Below are 24,351 nucleotides of genomic sequence, written 5' to 3' on the forward strand. Positions count from 1 at the left end.
GGTTTACCTCCTTTCATTATGGTGTAAAGCGACTGAATTTAAGTGGTCCGTGAAATATCTTTTCAGCTAATGAATCACTATGACGAATGTATTGTTCGTAAGGAGGGATCGTGTTGACATACATAAGCCAGATTGCACCTTTTTGATCCATAATTGTGGAAAGTTCTAGTTCAAATAACGAAGAATAAGACTGATCTAGTGTTTGGAATACTTCATTTATAATATCGTGTAAAGCGTCGTGCAATAGTTGCACACCTGTACTAGATAGTACGTATTTAATTTTTGAAAATGAATGTAATGAATCATCGTCCGTTGTTGAGGGTAAAAGCTGATTAGGAAATGAGCTTTTTTGTATAAATTGACCGATAACATTCCAAGTTTGTTCTTTGTTTTTTTGCAAAATGGTTCGAATGTGCAGTGGATATGTTAATTGATTTGGTGGTTGTAGCATAGTGTGCGCTATGTAACGTGATGAACGTATGTTAGATTTACACCAAGATATAAATTCGTCTGTGCGTTTGATTGGAATAGAAGTATGGTATTTTTCATTTACTGTATCGATCTGAAACGTTTTATTTTTGTAAGCGACTCGATATAAGTTATCTTTAGAATGTATATTAGTGGGGCGTATAATAATATCTTTAGTTTTTAACAACAGTTTGAAAATGTTTTGTATCGTCGCAATTTCAAATTTTGGTATATAAGGAGACAGTTTTTTATTAGTGAGAAATAAATCATGTAGTTCACTTGAATTAATAAGTGTGTTATTTAAAAAGGTAGTGGAAGGACGATTGTGCAAAGAGTGAATAATTGATTTTACTTTTTCAAAGTCTGTTTCCTCTTGAAAAGAATAACGATCATATATATAAGAAGGAATAGGGAATGTTTGCTTTTTCCATTTTCCTGTATCTGTATCGTAAATAAGACCAGAAACAAGGTCTGTTTTAGGATCAATACAAAATGGCGTAAACTGGGCAACGACATTATGATAAAGCCGAGCGCGTTTAGCGATTTCGGTGTAATACGTTTGCTCATAATGAAGTTTAGAAGTTAAAAGGCCGAGAACCAACGAAATCACTCCTTTACTACTATTTGCATAATAGGCGAAGCTATATATTGCAAATACGTTTTTATACCATTATACTTTTGTCCGTATGATGATATGCTATAGTTTTGGAGAAGTGAAAGGTTGATTGTAATGAATATATGGTTAAATATGTTAACGACGACAGGACTCGGAGCAATTATTGGAGGATATACGAATCATTTAGCGATAAAAATGTTATTTCGCCCTCATCGTCCTATTTATATCGGAAAGTTTCAAGTTCCATTTACACCAGGGTTAATTCCGAAGCGGCGTGATGAACTTGCTGTTCAATTAGGAAAAATGGTTGTAGAACATTTGTTAACACCAGAAGGAATCGGAAAAAAGCTAACAAATGAAGAGTTTCAAAAAGGTTTAATTCACTGGGCGCAAGTGGAAGTGGATAAAGTAATTACGAATGAACAATCACTGCGATATATGTTAGAAAAATGGAATGTAGCACATGTAGAAGAAGAAGCAACTCGAAAAATCGAACATGTGATTACAGAAAAAATTCATGCATTTTTAGCAGAGTATTATACATATACATGGGAACAGGCTTTACCTCATTCTGTACATGAAAAGATAGAGAATGCGATTCCGAATGCCTCGGCGTTTATTTTAGAGCGAGGAATTAGCTTTTTTGAAAGTGAAGAAGGGAAAGCTCGTTTTTCAAAAATGATTGATGATTTCTTTGCTTCTCGCGGAACGCTACTTAACTTAGTTGGGATGTTTTTAGGAAATGTAAGTGTTGTGGATCGTGTGCAGCCAGAAGTTATTAAGTTTTTAGGGCAAGATGCTACAAAGCAGCTTTTAACTGACGTACTGCAAAAAGAGTGGGAAAAGTTAAAAGGAAGAGATGTAAAAGAATTAGAAGCATTTGTAGAGAAAGAAATGATTGTAAGCTCCGTGCTGTCAGCAGTTAAAGTAGAGGAAACAGTGAGTAAGTTTTTAAATCAATCTGTTCAGCAAGTATGTGAACCAGTTCGAGAAACAATTATTGAAAAAGTGGTTCCAAGTGCAGTAACGAAAGGCTTAAAGTGGGGAACAGAAAATGTAGAGAGTATACTAAACAATCTACACCTTGCGGAAATTGTCCAGCAAGAAGTGTCTACATTCTCAACAGAAAGATTAGAAGACTTAGTTCTGTCTATTACGAAAAACGAATTAAAAATGATTACGTATTTAGGAGCGTTATTAGGCGGAATGATCGGGCTCGTACAAGGATTGTTACTATTGTTTCTTAGATAATAAGGTGAGTACATAGAAATAAAAGTGAAATTTCTTCACATCTCTTGCATAGTTTGATATGGTAAGAAGAGGTGCGTATGTAAATGCACTGAAAAGGCAGTGCGTATGAAAAGCGCTAGCCTTCTAAAGGAGGAAAAATAAAATGACAAAGAACATTCATGATGTTGCATATGAATTACAAAAAGCAATCGCTGAAAACGATGACTTCAAAACTTTAAAAGAGAGCTACGCAGCAGTTCAAGCTGACACAGCTTCAAAGAACTTATTCGATGAGTTCCGTACAATGCAACTTAGCCTACAACAAAAAATGATGCAAGGCCAAGAAATCACTGAAGAAGACAACCAACAAGCACAAGAAGTTGTAGCTCGCATTCAACAAGATGCTAAAATTACAAAATTAATGGAAACTGAGCAACGCCTAAACGTTGTAATCGGTGACGTTAACAAAATTATCATGAAGCCACTTGAAGAATTATATAGCGCGCAACAACAAGCGTAATAGTGGAAGACGCTCCTAGGGGAGCGTCTTTTTTGTTTAGGGAATTTAATAGTTATATCACAAAAACTCCCTTTCAAAATAGCCATTTCTTATTGATTATTTTGAAAGGGATATGTAACACATCGGTTAAATTTTTTTATTGCTGTTAATTGAAGTTTTAATATTTTTTTCGTTCAAAAACTTTTCAATCTCTTTTTGTTTCCTCCCATTTATTTTCTCAAGGCGTTTCGTAAAAGAAAAATTCGCCTTGAATAAGTTACCATCTTGGGCGAGTTTGTCTAACTCTTGATCTAGTTCTACTGAAAGTGCTGTAGACGATGAAATAAATTCATAGATTTCTTTTGAAGGCTTTTTGTAATCATCAGGGATTGTATTGTTACTAATAAAATTATGGAAGTTTGCATCATTTTGCTTCGCTAACTCTATTAGTTTTTGTAATTTTTCTCGGTCAGATTCAGTGAAATTCTTATCAGAATTTGTTGAAGCGAGAGGAATTATATTTTCAGATAACTCCCAACTATAATCTATATAATTTTTTATATTTTGTCTCATTTCGTCTTCACTAATAGTTTCATTTTTCTTTGAGGAACTAAATATATTTTCTGGAACTTTAATAGCAACATCTTTGATAGATTGTACATCATTTTTTTCCTTAGGCTGTACACTGTTTGAACAAGCTGATAGAAATAACATTGTAAGTAACATGAATGGGTATAAAATATAATTTTTCATCTTAATCTCCTTTTGCATTAGTGTCGTTGCAAAATAGCTACATTCCATTTCAAATACTTAACTAAAGCTACGTATAGATGTTTTATTATTTGATAACATATGACTGATATTAGTAAGCCGATGCAAAAAGCTATGAATACATTGTAAACATCGGAATAACTGATTTGGTGAAACCCTTTAAAGAATCCTAACCCTATTAATAAGATAGGTGAAATAATTAATAACGGTGTAGCAATTATAAGTGCTAGAAGAAGCGGTAATAGAAAGAGTAATACGAAAAAGGCGATAATGATAAATATAAAGTTTAAAAGACTTAAGCTCATAACAGAAAACAGTGCCGTCATAATGTTTTTTAGGCTGCGCCTATTGTCAGCGTTGCTTATTGCATATGAAACGTTAAGTTCTTTAGCGATAGTTTTAGGGTTTCCTAGCTTTTTAGAAATTTCCTCTTCAGATATTCCATCTTGTTTACCACTAATAAAATGAGTTTCGTACTCCGAGATAATATCCTCCTTTTCTGAATTAGGCATATTCCGTAGGGAAGAACTAAGTTGCTCTAAAAATTCACTTTTGTTCATAACAATCACTTTCCTTTATAAAATGATGAATTATGGCTGAAAATCCTATCTTTTTTCTAAACAGCACACACAATCTATATTTACTTTTTGAAAGGCGATATACTAATCGTAAATAACATTCCAAATAATGGTTATTCCATTATTTACAAATATATCATTTGCTATTGTTCTTTGCAAGGTACTATAAAATTTTTAATAATGTAAATGGGTGGAAATATTTTTGCGCATTTTTAGAAGAGATATAAAAATGTTATTTTAAGATAAACAAAAGGTTGTAAGCGTATTCTTTGAATTTTGTCAAAATAATGTCGAATTCATATTGTTGGAAAAATAATGCATTTGTAATATAATGATAAATGATACTTCACCACATTAATTAACTAGGTGAAATTAAAATCTTTATTACACAAATTATGAAACAAAGGAATGATTAGTTTGAGTACAGATGTAAAAGCAAACGACGTGAAGACAAAAACAAAAGGAGCAGATCTTGTTGTTGATTGTTTAATTAAACAAGGTGTTACACATGTTTTCGGTATTCCAGGAGCGAAGATTGACTCTGTATTTGATGTACTGCAAGAAAGAGGACCAGAGTTAATTGTTTGTCGTCATGAACAAAACGCAGCATTTATGGCAGCTGCTATTGGTAGATTAACAGGGAAACCGGGCGTATGTCTTGTAACTTCAGGACCAGGGACATCAAATTTAGCGACAGGTCTTGTTACTGCGAATGCGGAGAGTGATCCCGTTGTTGCTTTAGCTGGTGCAGTTCCGCGTACAGATCGATTAAAACGTACGCATCAATCTATGGATAATGCTGCACTATTCGAACCAATCACAAAATATAGCGTAGAAGTAGAGCATCCTGATAATGTGCCAGAAGCACTATCGAATGCATTCCGAAGTGCGACTTCCACAAATCCAGGCGCTACTTTAGTAAGTCTGCCGCAAGACGTTATGACTGCGGAAACGACTGTAGAGTCTATCGGTGCGCTTTCTAAGCCACAGCTTGGAATCGCTCCCACACATGATATTACATATGTAGTAGATAAAATAAAAGCAGCGAAATTACCAGTTATTTTACTCGGTATGAGAGCGAGCACAAATGAAGTGACGAAAGCCGTTCGTAAATTAATTGCGGATACAGAACTTCCTGTCGTTGAAACATATCAAGCGGCTGGTGCCATTTCACGTGAGTTAGAAGATCATTTCTTCGGCCGTGTTGGACTATTCCGTAACCAACCAGGTGATATTTTACTAGAAGAGGCAGATCTTGTTATTTCTATCGGTTATGATCCAATTGAGTATGATCCAAAGTTCTGGAATAAACTTGGAGACAGAACGATTATTCATCTTGATGACCATCAAGCAGATATCGATCATGATTACCAACCAGAGCGTGAATTAATTGGTGATATTGCCTTAACAGTAAATAGCATCGCAGAAAAGTTACCGAAACTTGTGTTAAGTACGAAATCAGAAGCAGTGTTAGAACGATTACGCGCGAAATTATCAGAACAAGCAGAAGTTCCAAATCGTCCTTCAGAAGGTGTTACACATCCGCTTCAAGTGATTCGTACACTTCGTTCTTTAATTAGTGACGACACAACCGTTACATGTGACATCGGTTCCCATTCTATTTGGATGGCGAGATGTTTCCGTTCTTATGAACCACGTAGATTATTATTTAGTAACGGTATGCAGACGTTAGGTGTTGCACTTCCTTGGGCAATTGCTGCTACTTTAGTAGAACCAGGTAAAAAAGTAGTTTCCGTATCAGGTGACGGTGGTTTCTTATTCTCAGCGATGGAGTTAGAAACGGCGGTACGTTTAAATTCTCCAATCGTCCATCTTGTTTGGAGAGACGGCACATATGATATGGTTGCATTCCAACAAATGATGAAATACGGCAGAACATCAGCTACAGAGTTTGGTGATGTTGATCTTGTTAAATATGCGGAAAGTTTCGGGGCGTTAGGTCTTCGTGTTAACACGCCTGATGAATTAGAAGGTGTATTAAAAGAAGCATTAGCAGCAGACGGTCCTGTCATTATTGATATTCCAATCGACTACCGTGATAACATTAAATTAAGCGAAAAATTATTACCAAACCAATTAAACTAATGGAGGCAGATTTGAGATGACTGTTGCGCAATTAATCGATATTGATGCAAAAAGAACGAAAACGAGTAATGAAGTATATCAAACATCTACAATGCTTGCGCTATTAGATGGTATATATGATGGTGTGATTAGCTTTGAGGAATTGAAAGAACGTGGTGATTTCGGCATCGGCACATTTGATCAATTAGATGGTGAAATGATTGCATTTGATAACGAATTTTATCATTTACGTTCAGACGGTTCAGCAGAAAAAGTAGAGCCAGAAGAAACAACACCGTTTGCGACTGTAACGTTTTTTGAAAAAGAAATGAGTTATACGGTAGAGCGTCCGATGAATCGTGAAGAAGTTGAAGCGTTATTACATGAATTAATGCCAAGTAAAAACTTATTTTACGCTATTCGAATGGACGGTACGTTCCGTGAAGTAAGAACGAGAACTGTTCCAAGACAAGAAAAACCGTATACACCACTCGTTGAAGTGACGAAATCGCAACCAATCTTTTCGTTTGAAAATACAGAAGGTACGCTTGCTGGATTTTGGACACCAGATTACGCACAAGGTATTGGGGTAGCTGGATTCCACTTACATTACATTGATGATGAAAGAAGCGGAGGCGGACATGTTTTCGACTATGTTGTAGAAAACTGCACGATCCAAATTTGTCAAAAAGCTCATATGCATTTAGCACTTCCAGAAATAGCAGATTTTATGGCGGCTGAATTATCAAGAGAAAACTTAGAGGATAATATTGCAACTGCGGAAGGTGCGGAGTAAAAGGAGAAGACTGTTCCACTTTGGAACAGTCTTCTTTTATTTGTCGGTAAGTCGATATCGTTTATTTCTTTGAAACAAACGGATGTCCCTCATAATAAAAACGCCACGGATAATGTACAGCTTCTTCTGCATAGTCGATATTAATACGAGGTCCTGCTGTTATTTTATATTGTAATGATATGTGTTCTTCTTTTGGAACTAATTCAATATGTAACGTATCACTTTGTAACGATACACCGCGTTCTTTTAAAGTGATGCCAAGTGCACGGCATAGTTTGCCAGGACCGTTCGTTAAATTTTTGTACTGCGCTTTTGTAATTTCGGTCTTATTGTAGCGCGCTAGTTTTATTTCTTCTATTCCATCTACCGGCTCAAGAGCTCGAATGAGAACACCTTGCGGGGTGCCCACTGGCGCTGTAATAACGTTAAAGCAATGATACATACCGTAAATTAAATATACGTAAGCATGCCCTGGTGCACCAAACATAACTTCTGTGCGATCTGTCCGTCTGCCTCCGTAACTATGTGCGGCCTTATCATCTGGGCCTTTATATGCTTCTACTTCTACAATGATTCCGCTTCGCTTTATTCCGTCTACAATATGAACAAGTTTTTGCCCGAGTAATTTTTTTGCGACTTCTAACGTGTCGCCTTCATAAAAAGAAGGAGGTGCCTGCATTGTACTATCTCCTTTGCTAAGTGTATATGTATATAGTAAACCAAATTTTCAGTAGTAATTCTAACTCGTTCTATTTGCTACATTTATTTCATAAATTATGGATAGAGTACAACAGCGAAGAGGGGGAGTGCGACATGATTTATCGCTTACTAGCTCTTAATATAGATGGGACACTACTATACAACAATGGAAAAATTGCAAAAGGATTACGAGAAACAATTGAATTTGTGAAAAGAAAAGATGTATACGTTACGTTATTTACGAGTCGTAATTTTCAATCCGCTCATAAAGTAGCAAAGGCGTTAAAATTAGATTCTATATTAGTGACACATGGTGGTGCTTTCGTTTCAGCAACGTTAGATAAGCCGTACGTTCAAAGAAGATTATCTGAAGAGAAGACTTTTAATATTGTGCAAGTGTTAGAGCACTTTGATTGTAACGTACGTATTTCTCATGAACGGTTTTCAATCGGAAATCGTGAGAGAAATACACCAAACTTAATTGCGCGCACTGTATTATCAAGTGCAGACCCGTTATTTTATCCAGTTCAATTTGTAGATTCGTTAGGTGATGCGCTTCGTGATCATCCGGTAGCGGCGCCAAAAATTGATGTTATTTTCCAAACGAAAGGTGAAAAAGAAAGAGGACTGAACACATTAAGAAAAGCATTTCAAGATGTAGAGTATGTTGAATGTGATTCAAAACGAATAGAAATTTTACCGCAAAATGTATCAAAGTTACGTGGATTACAATTGCTTGGAGAGCATTTAAATATTTCGCTAAATGAAATGGTTGCGATTGGAGATAGTATGGAAGATTTAGAGGTTATTGAAAACGTGGGGCTTGGGGTAGCAATGGGGAACTCGCCTGTAGAATTAAAGCAAGCAGCAGATTGGATTACACGTTCAAATAGCGAAAACGGTGTAGAGTATATGATTAAAGAGCATTTCCGTAAGCAATTCCCGCTTCCGTTTTTGAAGAATCATAAAAATACACCGAAACGATGACAGAAAAACGTAGCTTTTTGGCTACGTTTTTTTGTTGAGCTTATTAAAAAGAATAGAAATTTTTAAAAGTTTGAACTATGTATGAAACAGATACAATTTACTTGGTCCCTTAGAAAACTAATGTAAAGTGGGTGATGTTTCCGAAAAATTCACATCACATAAAATGTTCTTTAGATTAATTTTGTTTCGTCTTGATTGGCAATAAGACCCCATCTCAAAATTCGGCACATGCGAGGAAGTTAGGCGGAAGGTTAATGGCTCATAAAAAAACAAGTGAAGGAATAAAAAATCTTAATGTACCACAAAAAGGACATGATATGAAAATTACGTTCCATTCATCGGTTTTATGCTTCTGTTATTAGGAATACGTTTAAGATTCATGGCTAAAAATAGCTAAAAGATGTATAAAAGGCATCAGAGATATATAGTCTCTGATGCCTTTTAAGTGAATACAGATAAAATGAAAATATCTATATGGAATGATAAATATGTTAAGCTTCAATTACGCTAAGCATTCTGTTTATAAATGCAGCTGCGTGTGCACGTTGTGATGGTCCTTTTGGTACGAATTGATTAAATTCATTACCTTTTACAATTCCATATCCATACACTCTTTGTACTTCTTCTTTAGCGTAAATTAAGTTTTGGTCTACGAATGGTAGTTCAACTTGTTTTGCAAAAATACCAGCGTGTTTTAGAGAACGATCGATCATAATAACAGCTTCTTCGCGTGTAATTGTAGTATTTGGATCAAATGTATTATCACCACGTCCGCGGATTATACCTGCGCTTGCTGCACGATTAATACCGTCTCTTAACGATGGGTGTACTTGTTCTAAGTCTGTGAAATTAGCATTTCCACTTGGTAATTGTAAAGCACGAGTAATTAGTGTAGCAAATTCAGCACGCGTTACAAGACGTTCTGGGAAGTACTTGCCGTTCCCTTCTCCTTGCATAATGCCTCTAGCTGCTAATTGACGAATGTCTTGTTCATACCATCCACCTGTAATGTCATCAGTTACGGGATTTTTTTGATTTTCCTTATAGTATGTTTCAGTTCCTTTTAAGAAAGCATCCCATTGTCCGCGTTGAATCATAAACGCAGGGCAGTTTTTTCCTGACCAAAATTGGTGTTTTTGGACCTTATCTAGAGAAATATTTAAGTCGTTCATTAAATAAGCTGCCAATTTACGGGCATTTTCTACCGCTTTTTCATAGTTTCCATCTTGATTAACGGCAATTTCAATTCCGATAGATTCATAGTTTCCAGTTTTATTTCCAGCATGCCATCCAACTTCATTTACTGGAAGATGTTGATAAATTTCTTTATCATCTACTGTGAAATGCCAAGATGCGGCGCGATCAGCTGTTCCGCGTGCTTGATTATCTAAGAATTTTGCATGATTTAGAGCATTGGCACCCTTCGCTGTATTAGCTGTTTCGTGAATCGTAATATATTTAGGTACCATCGGGTAGCCAGGGCGAATATCGTCATTTCCTTTTGGGACAATCATTTCTTTAAATGTAACGCCATAAATATTGTTTGTTTGTAGAGCTTCTGGCGATCTCAATAAACTATTTTTAGCAGTACGACTGTTTTTTAATAATGAAGCTTTTGTACCTTCAAATGTAGCAGAAGGTGCATAAATCCATTTTGTTGTTTCATTTATTTGGACTTTAAACCAATTTCCAGCTTGTTCAGTAGGAGTTATGACTTGTGGCTGTAGTTTCCCTTCTTCTTTAAATGATTGGAACGGAAGGGCATGTATGGAAGCTTCTTCTTTTACGATTAATTTTTGATTAGATAGTTTATGAATCTCTTGAACTTCTAAGCTATTATCATTGTTATCTATCCATCCAGCGCCAGTTGGCGTCGTTATGTAATAAGCATTTCCTTTTTTCTTTGTCGCCGTTACGACTTGTTCTGTAATCTCGATATTCGATTTGTTTTTTAAATCATTCGCGGTATATAATGAATGTTTTTTTGAAGTGTATAGTAGGAATTGACCAGTAACCTCGATATCTTCTTCATGAGTACTATGCTCATTAACATGCTCTTTAATACTTTTAAAAACTTGATCTTCCGTATATACTTCAGCGGATTTTTCAGCACTCTCTGCAAATGAATAAGTAGGTGCAAGAACAGTTTGTAATGCAAGAGAGAGAGTTAAAACACTATAAAATTTCTTTTTCATATTTTTTTTAACACATTAGATTATGGAATCTAGTGTTAACATTCCTCCTTTTTATATTGTATTTTCACTATGTATCGATTTTAGTACTAATAAATTTTAACAAGAGAAAATGATGATGTCTATATACAGGAGCGATATTCATAAAAAGAATTATTTGAAAAAATGTAAGAGAAACAGGTAAAACCTTCTGTATTGACCTGTAAACGCCCTTCAAGTAAACTAAAGAGAGTTTGCAAATGAAAAGGTGATAATGTTGTTAATTTCAATTAAAACGTTACAAGATGATCGTTTTTTACGTCCGCTACAAAATATTGGCGGCTTATTTTTTGAAGATAGTACGATTGGATTTGAACAAGAGGAAGCAAATCTTATCGTTGATATACACATTGAGGATAATGTGAAAGCATCCGCTCAATTAACGGATGTTAGCACAGGAAATGTGTATGAAGAAACATTCTCGAAAGATTTATCTGCTTTCACAGATGAAAAAGAGCGTATGAAGCAAGTGAAACACGTTGTTTCTTATGTATATCTTTCTGTTCTTCAGCAGTTAACTGGTATTGAACAAAGCTGGGGTATTTTAACGGGAGTACGTCCGACGAAACTTCTTCATAAAATGCTTCAAAATGGTATGTCAAAAGAAGAAGCGCATCAAGAGCTTCGTGAAAGTTATTTAATTCATGAAGAGAAAATTGAACTTCTTCAGCGCATTGTTGATTGCCAATTAGCAGTTGTTCCGGATTTATACCGTTTGAAAGAAGAAGTAAGTATTTATATCGGTATTCCGTTCTGCCCAACGAAATGTGCATATTGTACATTCCCGGCTTATGCGATTAATGGACGCCAAGGCTCTGTTGATTCGTTCTTAGGTGGTTTACATTATGAAGTTCGTGAAATTGGTAAGTTTTTAAAAGAAAAAGGTGTAAAAGTTACGACGATTTATTACGGCGGAGGTACACCTACAAGTATTACAGCAGAAGAGATGGATATGCTGTATGAAGAAATGTATGAAGCGTTCCCAGATGTGAAAAATGTGCGTGAAGTAACAGTTGAGGCAGGTCGCCCAGATACAATTACGCCAGCAAAGCTAGAAGTGTTAAATAAATGGAACATTGACCGTATTAGTATTAATCCGCAGTCATACCATCAAGAGACACTAAAAGCAATTGGACGTCATCATACTGTAGAAGAAACAATTGAGAAATACCATTTAGCTCGTGAAATGGGAATGAACAATATTAATATGGACTTAATTATTGGTCTTCCTGGTGAAGGGTTAGATATCTTCAAACATACGTTAGATGAAACAGAAAAGTTAATGCCAGAATCATTAACAGTTCATACGTTATCATTTAAACGTGCTTCTGAAATGACGCAAAACAAACGTAAATATAAAGTAGCAGGTCGCGAAGAAATTACAGCGATGATGCACGAAGCAGAAGAGTGGACGCAAAAGCATAATTACGTACCATATTACCTATATCGTCAAAAGAATATTTTAGGTAACTTAGAGAACGTTGGTTATGCAATGCCGACGCAAGAAAGTATTTACAACATTGTCATTATGGAAGAAGTACAATCAATTATCGGACTTGGCTGTGGTGCATCAAGTAAATTTGTTCATCCGAAGACGGGAGCAATTACTCACTTCGCAAATCCGAAAGATCCAAAATCATATAACGATGGCTTCGTAAAATATACAGAAGATAAACTGAAAATTTTAGAAGAGCTATTTGCATAAGAAGAAAGAGGTTGTTCCGAGTTGGAACAACCTCTTTTTATCCTGCAGTAACGGGCGGTCCGATTATATCTTGTCAGTTTTTGTCGGTAAGTCGATATATTCGAAAAATCGTTGATATAATTCGAGTTGCGCTGATATATTTCAAGTTACGGTCGATATATCTGGAAAATCGCCGATATAATTTCATTTACCGTCTAGCGGTACCGTATGTAAAACTATGTCGATAATAATCAGAAAAATTAGTCAAATCATTAAAGGACAATGTCTACTTATGGACGAAATGATAGATTTATGAAAGAGAAAAGGGGGAAATTGTTGGCATGTACATGACGATAGGGAGAATTTTTGATTTATCAGTTGGTAAGTATCCGAATAAAGAGGCGTTAGTGGAACCTGAAAAGAATATTCGCTGGACGTATAAACAGTGGGATGAACAAATAAATAAAACAGCGCACGCTCTATTAGAAGACGGAGTAAGAAAGGGAGATACGGTATCTGTTTACTTATATAATTGCCGTGAATTTGTAAACGTTTACTTAGCCTGTGCGAAAATCGGAGCGATCTTTAACCCGATTAATTTCCGCTTAAAGGCGAAAGAAGTATCTTATATTCTTCAGGACGCATCCTCGAAAGTCGTTGTCTTTGAAAAAGCAGTTGAGTCAACTGTTGCTATAATTGAAAGAGATTTTCCAAATACATCTTTTTGGTCTATAGAAAACGATAAACCTTCCTATGCAAGTTCCTACCATGAAAAAGTGAATGCAGCATCTTCTGAGAAAGTAAATATCGAAATTGATGAAATGGATTATTGTTCAATGCTTTATACGAGCGGTACGACAGGTCATCCGAAAGGCGTATTACATCGTCATCGCGAAATGACTGAGCATAGTATGATTTGTACGTATTTCCTTAAATATAATAGAGATAGTGTAGGGCTTGTCGTTGCGCCTTTATATCACTGTGGTGAATTAAACGCTGGAATCATACCACGCATTCAAGTTGGCGGAAAGAATGTTATTTTGCATCATTTTGATACAGAAACAGTATTACATACGATTCAAGAAGAAAAGATTACGACGTTCTTTGCAGCGCCGACAATGTGGAATATGTTGTTGCAAAAAGATTTAGCTCAGTATGATTTAACTTCGATGAAGATTGGTATATACGGCGGAGCAGCAATGGCACCGGCGTTAGTAAAAGAATGTAAAGAACGTCTTTATATTGATCTTGTTCAAATATACGGAATGACAGAAATGGGGCCAGTTGTTGCGTTTCTCGTAGAGGAGGATCAAATTACGAAAGCTGGTTCAGCAGGCACGCCATGCTTTAGCCATGAAGTTCGTATTGTGAAACCGAACGAGGATGCACCGGCAGAACCAGAGGATGTATTACCTCCTTATGAAGTGGGAGAAATTATTTTGCGCGGCCCAACTATGATGGCTGGCTATCATAATCGTGAAGAAGCGAATAAAAAATCGATGTATAAAGGATGGTATCATTCGGGTGATCTAGGCTATTTTGATAAAGACGGTTATTTATTCGTTGCTGATCGCGTTGATGATATGGTAATTAGCGGTGGCGTAAATATTTATCCTCGTGAAATTGAAGATTTCCTTCATAGTCATCCTGGTATATTAGATGTGGCGGTACTTGGTGAGCCAGACGAATTATGGGGAGAGCGTGTTGTGGCAGTTATTGTGAAGAAAGATGAAACAATAACAGAAGCTGATTTAGAAACGTATTGCAAAGAAAGTGATGAACTAGCAGATTATAAACGTCCGCGTCATTATTTATTTGTAGATGAACTTCCTCGTAATGCGAGCGGGAAGTTGCAGAAGTTTGTGCTGAGGGAGTCATTGAAAGGTGCGAAAAAATAAAAAATGAAGGATACCCCATATCTATGGGGTATCCTTCATTTTTCTGTATTAAACAGAAGAAACAATATCTTTGTTAATTCTCGTTTCTTCTTGGTGAAGATTAATTAGTGCATTTGAAATAAGGTGGAAAAACAAAATGGATGTAATGTCCAAAAAGAAAAGACACCTTAAGGTGCCTCTCTCCGACTTGAACCATTTCATTTCATACGAATCTATCCGTATTACCATTACCCCTTTGTTATGAGTGTAAACACATACTATAAAGCAGAATCGTCTATATACACTAGATTGTTAGTTCACAAAAGACAAGAGATTTGAGATCAATATTGAAGTGACGCCACATCCCCTATAATAATTGATATGTTACGCCTTTTAAAAGAATCTGCTTTATAGAACGTGCCCACAAGTTATATTTTACTACATGTAATATTCATTTAGTGTATTTTTTGATGAATATGTATAATTACATAAACTGTATGAAAAAAAGAGAGTATACTCTGATGTTGTGTAATAAAGATAAAGCCCGCCTACGGAATAGGGGGCTTTTCTTACTTTTTATAAATATTTATTCCAATTATATTATCAGATGAGTCTAAACGAATATAAACGTCATCTGATAAAAGGTGTGCATTATATATTCTTTGTTTATATGTTGATATCTCGAAGCGTTTTCCATTTAATTCACATTCTAGAATAATCATATCGCCATGTTCTTTCCAATTTATTAATTTAGCAGTCGTATTCATATAAACCTCCTCTGAATCATTTTATGAAAATTAGTAGAGATAGTGTGAGAAAGGAGTTTATATAACAAAAAAAGACACCTTAAGTGTCTTCTTTGATTACTATAAAAGTCGTTGAATGAAATAGGTTTCTATTTTTATTTGCGTGAAAAGCCTTCTTCATCAAGGTATTCCGCAGCTTCTGGATAAGAGTTGAATGTACCGTCTAAGTTTACACCAGCGTACACGTTCCACATGTCATCCTCTGAAATAAGAGTAAGAATATGACCATCTTCGTTCTGCCATTCTTCTTCTTTCGCAGGTTCTACAGGTGCTACTACCTCTTCTTGTGATAGAAGGTCAATTGATTTCTCAATTACTGAACGTAACTCCTCTGCTGAAAACTCACGGATGTTAACCATGCCTTTATCATCTGTTTTATAACCTTTAATACCGCTTGCATATACAAATCCATTTCCATTTGGGTGTAAATGAAATACAACGTTCTTTTTATCTAAACGACTTTCTTCAAAGTGGAAGTTTACACGTTTTAATGATACGTTCTTTCTTTCTAGTTCTGGGAAAGATTCAATAATCGATAATTTTTCTTCAAAAGTTAGCATAGTGCCTCCAAGTATATAGTAAAAGATTTAATTTGTTCATTATAGCATAGTTGCAATTGTTTCCAAAGATAAGGGGAAAACTTTTCGTTGAATACGTTTACGTCACGAGAATGTAAAAAGTGAGCTAACGAATGTATCTTTTTAGGTGTACAATGGAACATGGACTTTATACAAAGGTGGTTTTTTTATGTTTCAAAAAATAGCAAAGGAATGTTTAGCAGGATTTACTGTTGCGATTGTTGCGTTACCACTTGCGATTGCATTTGGTATTGCCGCGACAGGAACATCTGAGGGAGCGCTTGTTGGATTGTATGGTGCGATTTTTGCAGGTTTATTCGCAGCGTTATTTGGCGGGACACCTGGGCAAGTAACAGGGCCAACTGGACCGATTACCGTTATTGCAACAGGAGTTATTGCGACGCACGGGTTAGAGGCAAGTTTTATTGCCTTTATGATGGCAGGATTATTTCAAATTTTATTCGGTGTATGTAAGCTCGGTTCTTACGTTCGATATATTCCGTATCCTGTCGTTTCAGGATTTATGAATGGTATTGCATTAATCATTATTTTAGGCGAAATAAAACACGTACAAAATAGTTTTTTACTTGTTGTGTTAACGATTATTGTAATGATTGTTTCTGGCAAATGGATTAAGGCGATTCCGTCTAGTTTAGTAGCACTAGTCGGTGTGACAGCTTTGCTTCCTTTATTTTCTTCTCTACTCGAAGGACTTACAGTAAAGTTACCGATTATCGGAAATCTTTCACTAAATAAAGTAATTGAAAAGATTGGAACCATTCCAGAAGCGATGCCTACGCTTCATATTCCATCTTTAAGTGGAACAGGAATAGCAGCACTTATTTTACCAGCGCTTAGTATTGCTTTATTAGGATCGATTGACTCGTTGTTAACATCGGTCGTAATGGATAATGTGACAGGTACACGTCATAAAAGTAATAAAGAGCTCGTTGGACAAGGTATCGGTAATATGATGAGCGGATTGTTTGGCGGATTAGCAGGTGCAGGTGCGACTGTAAGGTCTATCGTGAATATAAGAAGTGGCGGTAAAACGGCACTTTCGGCATGTATGCATAGTGTTATCTTATTTATTTTTATTATGGGTCTTGGTTCGGTCGTACAATATATTCCACTTGCTGTATTATCAGGTATTTTAATTTTAACTGGTATTGGAATGTTCGATTGGGGAAGCATGAAAAAGATGCATGTCGCTCCTAAAGGTGATGTCGTTGTTATGCTCGTAACGATGATTGTAACGGTGAAGTTCGATTTAATGATTGCTGTTGCCTTCGGTATTATTCTTTCGTTCATCATATATATGGTGAAATGTAAAGAACGTAAAACTTCTATCGTAAAAGAAAAAGAAGAAACGTACACAATTCAAGGGCCGCTCTCTTTCCTATCAGTAGATCGTATTTTCTCTACTTTACAAGATGTGAAGTCACCGGTTGTTTTACGTATGAAAGATGTGCGTTATATGGATGTATCAGGAGCTATGGCATTATTAAATTTTGTTGAGCAATCAAATAAAGTAGGAGCAAGTGTAAAGCTTGAGCAAGTACATCCGAGTATTGAAAAAACAATCGCAGTAATGGCAAGCGATGAACAGAAAGAGCAATTGAAAATCTTAAGTGTTTAGATAGTAATTAGAATATCTCACAATTTTACATAAATTATAATGTAGAGTTGTGGGATGTTTTTATAATGTTTTTAGTAATATGTATCGCAGTGACAGAGAGGAAGGGCTCTTTTGGCGTAACAGAAACGCTTATAGTGTGTATATATATAATGGAAGGAATTAGAAAAATATTGTGAAGAGACAGGCTTAAATGGGTTCGCTTTTCTATTTTGAAAAAAAAACCAAGTATTCAACCTATAATAAATTTGTTATGATAACCAATGGGATAAAATGAATTCCTATCGCTTAAAACAATATGTTTGAGAGTATATGTATAAAAGAAAAGAGAAAAAATATGAATAAAACATTTGTAAAAGGAGCAGCAATTTTAACCATTACAACTTTTTTGTCAAAATTGCTTGGTAGTTTTTTTCAAATTCCATTACAAAATATTGCAGGAGATGAAGTGCTCGGTATTTTTCGCCTTGTTTTTCCTGTATATATGATTGCTCTTACATTATCGGTAGCCGGAGTTCCACTTGCAATTTCGAAACTAATTGCAGAGTTGAACGAAAAAAATAAGCAAAAGGAAATTGCGAAATTATTTAAATCAGCGTCAATTATTGGGATAGCATTTGGCGTTTTCGGCTGTTTAGTCATTGTATTATTTTCTATTGAAATTGCGAATATGCTCGGTGGACAAGAAACTAGAATGCCGTTGCTTATTACTTCATTAGCATTACTCATTGCGCCATACATGGCGGTGTATAGAGGGTATTTTCAAGGTTTCGGTGATATGAAACCAACAGGGGTATCACAGGTCATTGAGCAATTTGTACGTGTGTTTTTTATGTTAATAATTGCTTACATACTAGTATTATGGGATAAGAGTAATACTGTTATTACTAGTGGTGCGATGGTTGGCTCTTTTCTTGGAGTCATTAGTTCGCTTATATATTTGCGTATAAAATATAATAGAAGTCCATACTACAATAAAAGCAATTCCTATTCGCTCCGAGATTTAAGAGAACACGGCAAAAAGATATTGCGGGTATCGATCCCAATCGCTATCGGAGCTTTATCAATGCCACTTTTAAATTTAGTAGACTCGCTTACAATACCGCATGTATTACAAGGATCATCAACAGAAATTCAAGAACAATTTGGAATATACAGTCGCGGTTTTGCATTCACGCAAATAATTGTTATTTTTGCAAGTGCAATTGTATTTCCGTTAATACCACTCTTAACTTCCGCATTGGCCAAAAGAGATATAAATTTGGCGAAAATAACAATTCAAAATACAAATCGACTAGCGCATGTTTTGACAGCACCGTTAACAATATGGTTGATGGCATTAACAGTACCGTTAAATGTCGGATTGTTCACAGATGTAAAAGGCAGTAGTATGTTAACAGTTATGATTGGCAGTTCGTATTTTACTGCGGTTATGGTATTATCAATAGGTGTTTTACAGGGCATTAACCGTTCTGCACAAGCTGCATGGATTGTTATTGGTGCGAGTTGTGTGAAAGTCATGTTAAACATGATGTTCGTGCAGAAGTTTGGCATAGATGGAGCGGCGTATAGTACATTAATTACTTACGTATTGATTTGTATTGTAAATCATTTGTATATTCGAAGCTATATTGCCTATTCTATTCATTTAAAAAGCTTTTTCGGTGTGCTAGCAATAGCATGTATTTTGGGACTAGGATTGTATGAACTATGTAATGTGATAGATGTTACATCTTCAAGAATTATGACGTTATTATTCAGTGGTATAGCATTAAGTATTACAACCATTTTGTATGGTGTATGTGCTTTGAAATTAAAATGGATATCAATAAACAAAATACCATTTTTGAAAAGATAAATATAGAAATTTAATTTTTTATTATAATTCATATGAACTGATAAAGAGGAAACTATGTAGGGTATCAAGTGTTTAGGTAAGGAATGGGTACTAGTTTATGTTAGATGAAATAAACGGTTACCTAGTTTTGGAGGAGATTTAGGGTGCGTTTAGTCTTATCAGGATATTATGGTTTTTATAATGTTGGAGACGAGGCGATTCTACAATCAATTATTGAATCGTTAAGTAAAGAGAACCCGGATATAGAACTAGTAGTACTATCAAATGATTCTAAATATACAAAGGAAATGTATGGTGTAGAATCGGTAGATCGCTGGGATATAAAAGCTGTTTATCATGCGATAAAAAACAGTGATGGAGTTATTAGCGGTGGCGGGAGCCTTCTTCAAGATCAGACAAGTACGAAGAGTATTCTATATTATACGGGTATTATGGGACTCGCTCGATTATTAAAAAAGCCGTATTATATTTATTCACAAGGAATAGGTCCAATTACAAAAGGATATAATCGTCTATTAGTAAAATGGAACTTGTCAAAAGCTTCCTATGTATCAGTTCGAGATGAGGATTCGTTTTTATATTTAAAAGAACTTGGCATAAAAAACGATATTGAAATTGTTCCAGACCCTGTTTTAACATGGAAACGGACAAAACAATCGGATTGGTTGCAAAAGCATTCGATACATGGAAAAGTAATCGCGGTTAGTGTGCGTTATTGGAATGCAAAAGAAGATTATATAAAAAAATTAGCTGCGGCATTAAAAAAATTAAAGCAAGAAGGATACCAAATTCTATTTGTTCCAATGCATGAGCCATTTGATCAAAAAGCTTCGCGTGAAGTAGTAGACTTAATGGGAGAAGAGACGTATATGCTTCCATATAAAATGGATATCGACGAGAAAATATTCATTTTATCACAATGTTCATTACTAATTGGTATGCGTCTTCATGCACTAGTTTTTTCTGCTGTAGCCAAAACTCCAATGGTCGGGATTTCATACGATCCGAAAATTGATTCGTTTTTAAGTCAAGTGAATCAGCCAGTTATAGGAAGTGTGGATGGCGAATGGAGTGCTGAGTATTTATATGAAATTGCGAAAAAGCAATTAATGCAACAAGGAACTGTGCAGCAAGAGTTACAATTGACAATAGATGAGCTTCGGTTGCAAGGCAAACAGGCAACAAAGAAACTCATTGATCATATGGAAAAAGGCACTTTATTAAAAAAGTAAAGTGTCTTTTATTTTGTTTTGAATTTAATGAAAATTCTAATTAAAAAAACGTTTTATTTTAATTCCTATTTATTATGCTAAAATGATTGTGATTATTATATAATCAAATTTGTGATAATAAATTCGTAGATTACGAGGAGGATAACCTTGAAGACTTTTTCAAAAGGTATAACAGCAGTGGCATTAACGGGATCATTACTTTTAACTCCTATTTCAAGTTATGCGGCAAATGATGATATTACAGGACATATGTTTGAGACGAATATGCGCTCACTTATTACTAAAGGAGTTTTAATGGGGTATGGAGACAATGTATATGCGCCTGATAAATTAGTAACAAGAGCAGAGTTTGCTACATTCATAGCAAGGGCTTTAAATTTACCGAAAGCTGATTCGAATTTCGAGGATGTGCCGAAGACTTACGGTTTATATGATGGTGTAAGTAGAGCATATGGAGCGAAAATTATTAATGGTCGTACGAACGAGACATTCTCACCAAATGATGTGATTACACGTGAAGAAATGTCGATAATGGTAAAGCGAGCGTTAGACTATAAAAATATTAAAGTAGCTGTAAGTCCGCTTACCTTTACTGATAAAGATAGTATTAACTATAAAGAGCATGTGCAAGTTATGGTGGCTACTCAAATTATTAAAGGGTATCCAGAAGATAATACATTTAGACCACATTTATCAGCTACAAGAGGGATGGCTTCAGCTATGTTGGATCGCATGCTTCAGACGATTGAAAAAAACGGAAATAGCAATCCTGTAGAAACTAAGAAATATGTTGTGACAAATGTAAGAGAAAACGGAACAGAGCAAGAAGTAGAGCGCTATAATACGTATAAAGAAGCGGTTACGGCTGCTCAAAATAAAGGTATGAATGCGGTAAAATACGAGAACGAATTTTTATGGATTAAAGATGGTTTTGCAAGTGCGAAAAGAATAACTGGGCAAAACATCATTAATATTTATGATGAGAATTTGTCAACAGTATATACGTATATTCAGTATGGAACAGAATTGAAAGTGTTAGAAGTTGGCGAAGATCGTGTGAAAGTTCAACTTTCTGGTTTGACAGGTTATGTGAAGAAGAATGAAATCACTTTAATTCCTACAAATGAAATGAAACAGTCGTCTTATTATGTGAAATCAGATGGATATTTATACCATAAATATTATACATATAATACAAGTTCACCTGGATATACAGAATTTAGATATGGTGTGGCACCTTCTTTCATGAAGCAAGGACAGCAAATGTATAGTGTAGATGGAAAGACATTTGGAGACGAAACTTTCTATCAATATTTCAATTATTTATCATTACGTTCGAAAACAGATTATACAGCTGAACAACTAGATAGTTATGTGAAATCGATTAAACCAGACTCTCCATTAATTGGTTTAGGAAAGAAATTTAAAGAAGTAGAAAGCAAGTATAATGTAAATGCATTATTCTTATATTCATTAGCAATTCATGAAAGTTATTATGGAACAAGCGCTCTTGCAAAAGACAAAAATAATTTATTTGGTTTAAAAGCAACAGACGATAGTCCGTATGGTAACGGAGAAGCATTCAATTCAAAAGAAGATTGTATTGAACATGCAGCAAAATTATACATGAATGAAGGATATTTAAATCCAGGACATTGGCGTTATACAGCAACATATACAGGTGATAAAGCTGCTGGTTTAAATGCGAAATATGCATCTGATGCGAACTGGGGTAAAAAAGTAGCGGGGCATATGAACCGTTTTGATTCTTATTTAGGTAAAAAAGAATACAACAAGTACAAACTTGCACGTGTGATGAATAACGTGGAAGTGAAAAAGAATCCTAGTATATCAAATGAGCGACTGTATCGTTTAAATACAAATGTAGTTGTCACAGTTACTGGTGAAGAGATAATAAATGGAAAAGCGTGGGTTAAAGTTATTTCAGATAATCCTACTGTAACAGAAGCGTATATTGCAAAAGAAAGTTTAGAATACGTAAAACATTAATTAAATAAAAAAGAAGGTGCTACTAATATTTCGTAGCACCTTCTTTTTATTCAATTTCAAAATCAACAATGATATAAGCGAGTATAACAACGAAGAAAATACTAACGGCTGGCGCTGTTAATACGTGGCCAGACATAAAGCCAATGCCAAGTGATAGAATGAGTGTGCTCGCTAATAGCATATACTTTACTTTCATGATTTTCTTAAAGTTTGTGATCATGCGGATAAATAATTTAATACCAAAGTATAGAAGAGGTATTAAGTAAATAAGGAAACCGACAATTCCAAAGGCGAAAAATAGGTCATGGAAGTCCATTTCAATTAATTTAATTTTATCTGTGTAGTTACCAGCGTAACCCATTCCGAATAGTTTTTGTGAAAGCGGTGCGTCTTTATAGTATTGTTTGTATGTTTTTAAGAATTTGTCGCGATCACTGTAAATTAAACTTTTTACTTCAGAATCTGTAAGTTCACCTTTTGCATGTTTTTTTGCATCTTCTGGATCTGCTTTAATTACTTTTCCTTCTTTTCGATCTTTCTCTTCTTGCACTGATTTTTTGTATTCGTATATTTGCATGTGAATGCCCATATTTTTTGCGATAGGAGTATGCGGTGTAAGAGCAATTAAACCTCCTAGTATAACTGCGACAACAACGGTATTTACAATATGTGTGAATCCTTTTCCTTCTTTTTTACGATTTATCATATATTCAATGAATGAGAAGAAAAGTGCTACGCCTAATGTAATAACAATTGCGCCATATCCGACTTTCGTTCCGACCATAATACTTGCATACATCGCAAGTATTGTTGGAATCCAGTAATATATTTTCGAGAAAGAAGTTGTTTTATGAATCGAATATAAGACAATGATTGGGAACATAATGGCGAAAAGAGAACTTAAATCATTTCCAGCGAAGAACCAACCTCTTGAACCGATTTTTGAGTGAGGATAGCTTGGGAAATCCGTTCCAGTTTGCATTGCGACAATCATTGTAATGCTTAAAATTAAAGTTGCATATAAGAAATATGTAATGATTTTATGAAATACATACTCTTTATTTTTTAGCTCTTTAAAGGCGATAATATATCCAAACAGTAGCACAATTGGATATACGCTCTTTAAGATGAATTTAACTTCTTCTCCAAATGAAACTGGAGATTTAACCATCATATTATTTACAAGACCGATTGCGAGTGCGATCCCGAGTAAGCATAAATAGAGGATGTACTTTTTCGCATCTTGTTGTTTGTGATGAAGAAGTAGGTACCCTAATGCAAGAAGCATAAAGGCGAAACGGACTACAACTCCAACTGTTGCGCTCATGTGTAGTATATAGATTGAAAAAGATGTTAATAAATCTAAAATTGGTTGAAACACAATGAATAGCAATAGGAAATGTGGGAAGTAGTTATCCGTTTGTTTCAACTTATTAACCATATGTTCCTCCAGTTCTTCATTCCTTTATTACAACACCCAAAAGATGGGTATAAAGCCTTTTTTACATAGTAAGGCGAATGAATTTCAATATTTGTTTTTTATCAAACTTAAGAATACACCATTTCATTGTAATGGTAAATAGATGAAAAGCATGGATAAACCGACTTTAATTTCTATATTTTTCAACGGAATGGTATGTTTTATACGGTAAATGTACAAATTGTGAGATTATTAGACAGAAAATTGAGAAAAAAGAAGGATTTTTCAGT

The 24,351-nt window shown here is 35.1% G+C and carries 19 protein-coding genes and 1 pseudogene; 12 read left to right on the forward strand and 8 right to left on the reverse strand.

All coding sequences use genetic code 11. From position 1 onward, the window contains the following. Window positions 1-16: 16 nt before the first annotated feature. Complete coding sequence (locus BHV55_RS04535) at window positions 17-1,069, reverse strand: YheC/YheD family endospore coat-associated protein (protein ID WP_000242813.1); 1,053 nt, start codon at window positions 1,067-1,069, stop codon at window positions 17-19. A gap of 129 nt (window positions 1,070-1,198) precedes the next feature. On the opposite strand from BHV55_RS04535, the gene BHV55_RS04540 reads away from it, so the two are divergent. Together BHV55_RS04540 and BHV55_RS04545 are read left to right on the forward strand one after the other, a co-directional pair. After that, on the forward strand, window positions 1,199-2,335 hold the full coding sequence (locus tag BHV55_RS04540) for a DUF445 domain-containing protein (RefSeq protein ID WP_113710843.1): 1,137 nt from the start codon (window positions 1,199-1,201) through the stop codon (window positions 2,333-2,335). A 142-nt stretch (window positions 2,336-2,477) separates the two neighbouring features. Then, window positions 2,478-2,834 carry a YlbF/YmcA family competence regulator gene (locus BHV55_RS04545; protein WP_000164610.1) on the forward strand — a complete coding sequence of 119 codons (357 nt, stop codon included), beginning with the start codon at window positions 2,478-2,480 and terminating at the stop codon, window positions 2,832-2,834. A gap of 126 nt (window positions 2,835-2,960) precedes the next feature. On the opposite strand, the gene BHV55_RS04550 is transcribed toward BHV55_RS04545, so the two are convergent. Further along, on the reverse strand, window positions 2,961-3,566 hold the full coding sequence (locus BHV55_RS04550; protein WP_070757325.1) for an NDxxF motif lipoprotein: 606 nt from the start codon (window positions 3,564-3,566) through the stop codon (window positions 2,961-2,963). A 17-nt stretch (window positions 3,567-3,583) separates the two neighbouring features. Beyond that, complete coding sequence (locus BHV55_RS04555; RefSeq protein WP_048567836.1) at window positions 3,584-4,144, reverse strand: HAAS signaling domain-containing protein; 561 nt, start codon at window positions 4,142-4,144, stop codon at window positions 3,584-3,586. Window positions 4,145-4,579: 435 nt separating this feature from the next. Between BHV55_RS04555 and alsS the strand changes: the two genes are divergently transcribed. Both alsS and alsD read left to right on the forward strand, forming a co-directional pair. After that, the gene (gene alsS / locus BHV55_RS04560; RefSeq protein ID WP_000102390.1) at window positions 4,580-6,268 is read left to right on the forward strand and encodes an acetolactate synthase AlsS; all 1,689 of its coding nucleotides are present in this window, start codon (window positions 4,580-4,582) and stop codon (window positions 6,266-6,268) included. A 16-nt stretch (window positions 6,269-6,284) separates the two neighbouring features. Then, window positions 6,285-7,043 carry an alpha-acetolactate decarboxylase gene (alsD, locus tag BHV55_RS04565; RefSeq protein WP_070757323.1) on the forward strand — a complete coding sequence of 253 codons (759 nt, stop codon included), beginning with the start codon at window positions 6,285-6,287 and terminating at the stop codon, window positions 7,041-7,043. Window positions 7,044-7,104: 61 nt separating this feature from the next. On the opposite strand, the gene BHV55_RS04570 is transcribed toward alsD, so the two are convergent. Then, window positions 7,105-7,722 (reverse strand): DNA-3-methyladenine glycosylase, encoded by a 618-nt coding sequence (locus BHV55_RS04570; RefSeq protein ID WP_001148796.1) that lies wholly within the window; start codon window positions 7,720-7,722, stop codon window positions 7,105-7,107. Between the two features lie 134 nt (window positions 7,723-7,856). Here BHV55_RS04570 and BHV55_RS04575 point away from each other — a divergent pair, with 134 nt between their 5' ends. Together BHV55_RS04575 and BHV55_RS27825 are read left to right on the forward strand one after the other, a co-directional pair. After that, entirely contained in the window at window positions 7,857-8,729 is an 873-nt protein-coding gene (locus BHV55_RS04575) for a Cof-type HAD-IIB family hydrolase (RefSeq protein WP_016117266.1), read from the forward strand. 263 nt (window positions 8,730-8,992) lie between these two features. After that, a pseudogene (locus BHV55_RS27825) lies at window positions 8,993-9,126 on the forward strand (MSCRAMM family protein); the annotation flags it as partial. A 94-nt stretch (window positions 9,127-9,220) separates the two neighbouring features. Here BHV55_RS27825 and BHV55_RS04580 read toward each other — a convergent pair. Then, window positions 9,221-10,924, reverse strand: coding sequence for an S-layer homology domain-containing protein (locus tag BHV55_RS04580; protein ID WP_000726531.1), 1,704 nt, complete (start codon window positions 10,922-10,924; stop codon window positions 9,221-9,223). A gap of 250 nt (window positions 10,925-11,174) precedes the next feature. Between BHV55_RS04580 and BHV55_RS04585 the strand changes: the two genes are divergently transcribed. Together BHV55_RS04585 and BHV55_RS04590 are read left to right on the forward strand one after the other, a co-directional pair. Continuing rightward, window positions 11,175-12,665, forward strand: coding sequence for a coproporphyrinogen III oxidase (locus BHV55_RS04585; RefSeq protein WP_002164625.1), 1,491 nt, complete (start codon window positions 11,175-11,177; stop codon window positions 12,663-12,665). A 320-nt stretch (window positions 12,666-12,985) separates the two neighbouring features. Then, the gene (locus BHV55_RS04590) at window positions 12,986-14,542 is read left to right on the forward strand and encodes a fatty acid--CoA ligase (protein ID WP_000281980.1); all 1,557 of its coding nucleotides are present in this window, start codon (window positions 12,986-12,988) and stop codon (window positions 14,540-14,542) included. Window positions 14,543-15,090: 548 nt separating this feature from the next. On the opposite strand, the gene BHV55_RS04595 is transcribed toward BHV55_RS04590, so the two are convergent. After that, entirely contained in the window at window positions 15,091-15,288 is a 198-nt protein-coding gene (locus BHV55_RS04595; RefSeq protein WP_001098260.1) for a hypothetical protein, read from the reverse strand. Window positions 15,289-15,422: 134 nt separating this feature from the next. Then, complete coding sequence (locus BHV55_RS04600) at window positions 15,423-15,887, reverse strand: hypothetical protein (RefSeq protein ID WP_000954998.1); 465 nt, start codon at window positions 15,885-15,887, stop codon at window positions 15,423-15,425. A gap of 187 nt (window positions 15,888-16,074) precedes the next feature. On the opposite strand from BHV55_RS04600, the gene BHV55_RS04605 reads away from it, so the two are divergent. From BHV55_RS04605 to BHV55_RS04620, 4 genes are all read left to right on the forward strand, one after another. Next, window positions 16,075-17,544 (forward strand): SulP family inorganic anion transporter, encoded by a 1,470-nt coding sequence (locus tag BHV55_RS04605; protein WP_000486654.1) that lies wholly within the window; start codon window positions 16,075-16,077, stop codon window positions 17,542-17,544. Between the two features lie 334 nt (window positions 17,545-17,878). Further along, window positions 17,879-19,399, forward strand: a complete 1,521-nt coding sequence (locus tag BHV55_RS04610) for a putative polysaccharide biosynthesis protein (RefSeq protein WP_070757321.1) — start codon at window positions 17,879-17,881, stop codon at window positions 19,397-19,399. Between the two features lie 143 nt (window positions 19,400-19,542). Beyond that, window positions 19,543-20,631: a polysaccharide pyruvyl transferase CsaB gene (gene csaB / locus BHV55_RS04615; protein ID WP_001241591.1), complete on the forward strand. Its 1,089-nt coding sequence runs from the start codon at window positions 19,543-19,545 to the stop codon at window positions 20,629-20,631. 147 nt (window positions 20,632-20,778) lie between these two features. Next, window positions 20,779-22,641, forward strand: coding sequence for an S-layer homology domain-containing protein (locus BHV55_RS04620; protein WP_000847506.1), 1,863 nt, complete (start codon window positions 20,779-20,781; stop codon window positions 22,639-22,641). A 46-nt stretch (window positions 22,642-22,687) separates the two neighbouring features. Here the strand turns inward: BHV55_RS04620 and BHV55_RS04625 are convergent, their stop codons facing one another. Next, window positions 22,688-24,082, reverse strand: coding sequence for an O-antigen ligase family protein (locus BHV55_RS04625; protein WP_000247533.1), 1,395 nt, complete (start codon window positions 24,080-24,082; stop codon window positions 22,688-22,690). Window positions 24,083-24,351: the final 269 nt, after the last annotated feature.

The sequence above is a fragment of the Bacillus sp. RZ2MS9 genome, from assembly GCF_001816185.2.
In the GTDB taxonomy this organism is placed as follows: domain Bacteria; phylum Bacillota; class Bacilli; order Bacillales; family Bacillaceae_G; genus Bacillus_A; species Bacillus_A cereus.

Excerpts from the sequence above, each read along its gene's own strand:
- BHV55_RS04540 (WP_113710843.1), top strand. The coding sequence starts at position 1,199 with ATGAATATATGGTTAAATATGTTAACGACGACAGGACTCGGAGCAATT.
- BHV55_RS04545 (WP_000164610.1), top strand. The coding sequence starts at position 2,478 with ATGACAAAGAACATTCATGATGTTGCATATGAATTACAAAAAGCAATC.
- BHV55_RS04550 (WP_070757325.1), bottom strand. The coding sequence starts at position 3,566 with ATGAAAAATTATATTTTATACCCATTCATGTTACTTACAATGTTATTT.
- BHV55_RS04555 (WP_048567836.1), bottom strand. The coding sequence starts at position 4,144 with ATGAACAAAAGTGAATTTTTAGAGCAACTTAGTTCTTCCCTACGGAAT.
- alsD (WP_070757323.1), top strand. The coding sequence starts at position 6,285 with ATGACTGTTGCGCAATTAATCGATATTGATGCAAAAAGAACGAAAACG.
- BHV55_RS04570 (WP_001148796.1), bottom strand. The coding sequence starts at position 7,722 with ATGCAGGCACCTCCTTCTTTTTATGAAGGCGACACGTTAGAAGTCGCA.
- BHV55_RS04575 (WP_016117266.1), top strand. The coding sequence starts at position 7,857 with ATGATTTATCGCTTACTAGCTCTTAATATAGATGGGACACTACTATAC.
- BHV55_RS04580 (WP_000726531.1), bottom strand. The coding sequence starts at position 10,924 with ATGAAAAAGAAATTTTATAGTGTTTTAACTCTCTCTCTTGCATTACAA.
- BHV55_RS04585 (WP_002164625.1), top strand. The coding sequence starts at position 11,175 with ATGTTGTTAATTTCAATTAAAACGTTACAAGATGATCGTTTTTTACGT.
- BHV55_RS04590 (WP_000281980.1), top strand. The coding sequence starts at position 12,986 with ATGTACATGACGATAGGGAGAATTTTTGATTTATCAGTTGGTAAGTAT.
- BHV55_RS04595 (WP_001098260.1), bottom strand. The coding sequence starts at position 15,288 with ATGAATACGACTGCTAAATTAATAAATTGGAAAGAACATGGCGATATG.
- BHV55_RS04600 (WP_000954998.1), bottom strand. The coding sequence starts at position 15,887 with ATGCTAACTTTTGAAGAAAAATTATCGATTATTGAATCTTTCCCAGAA.
- BHV55_RS04605 (WP_000486654.1), top strand. The coding sequence starts at position 16,075 with ATGTTTCAAAAAATAGCAAAGGAATGTTTAGCAGGATTTACTGTTGCG.
- BHV55_RS04610 (WP_070757321.1), top strand. The coding sequence starts at position 17,879 with ATGAATAAAACATTTGTAAAAGGAGCAGCAATTTTAACCATTACAACT.
- BHV55_RS04625 (WP_000247533.1), bottom strand. The coding sequence starts at position 24,082 with ATGGTTAATAAGTTGAAACAAACGGATAACTACTTCCCACATTTCCTA.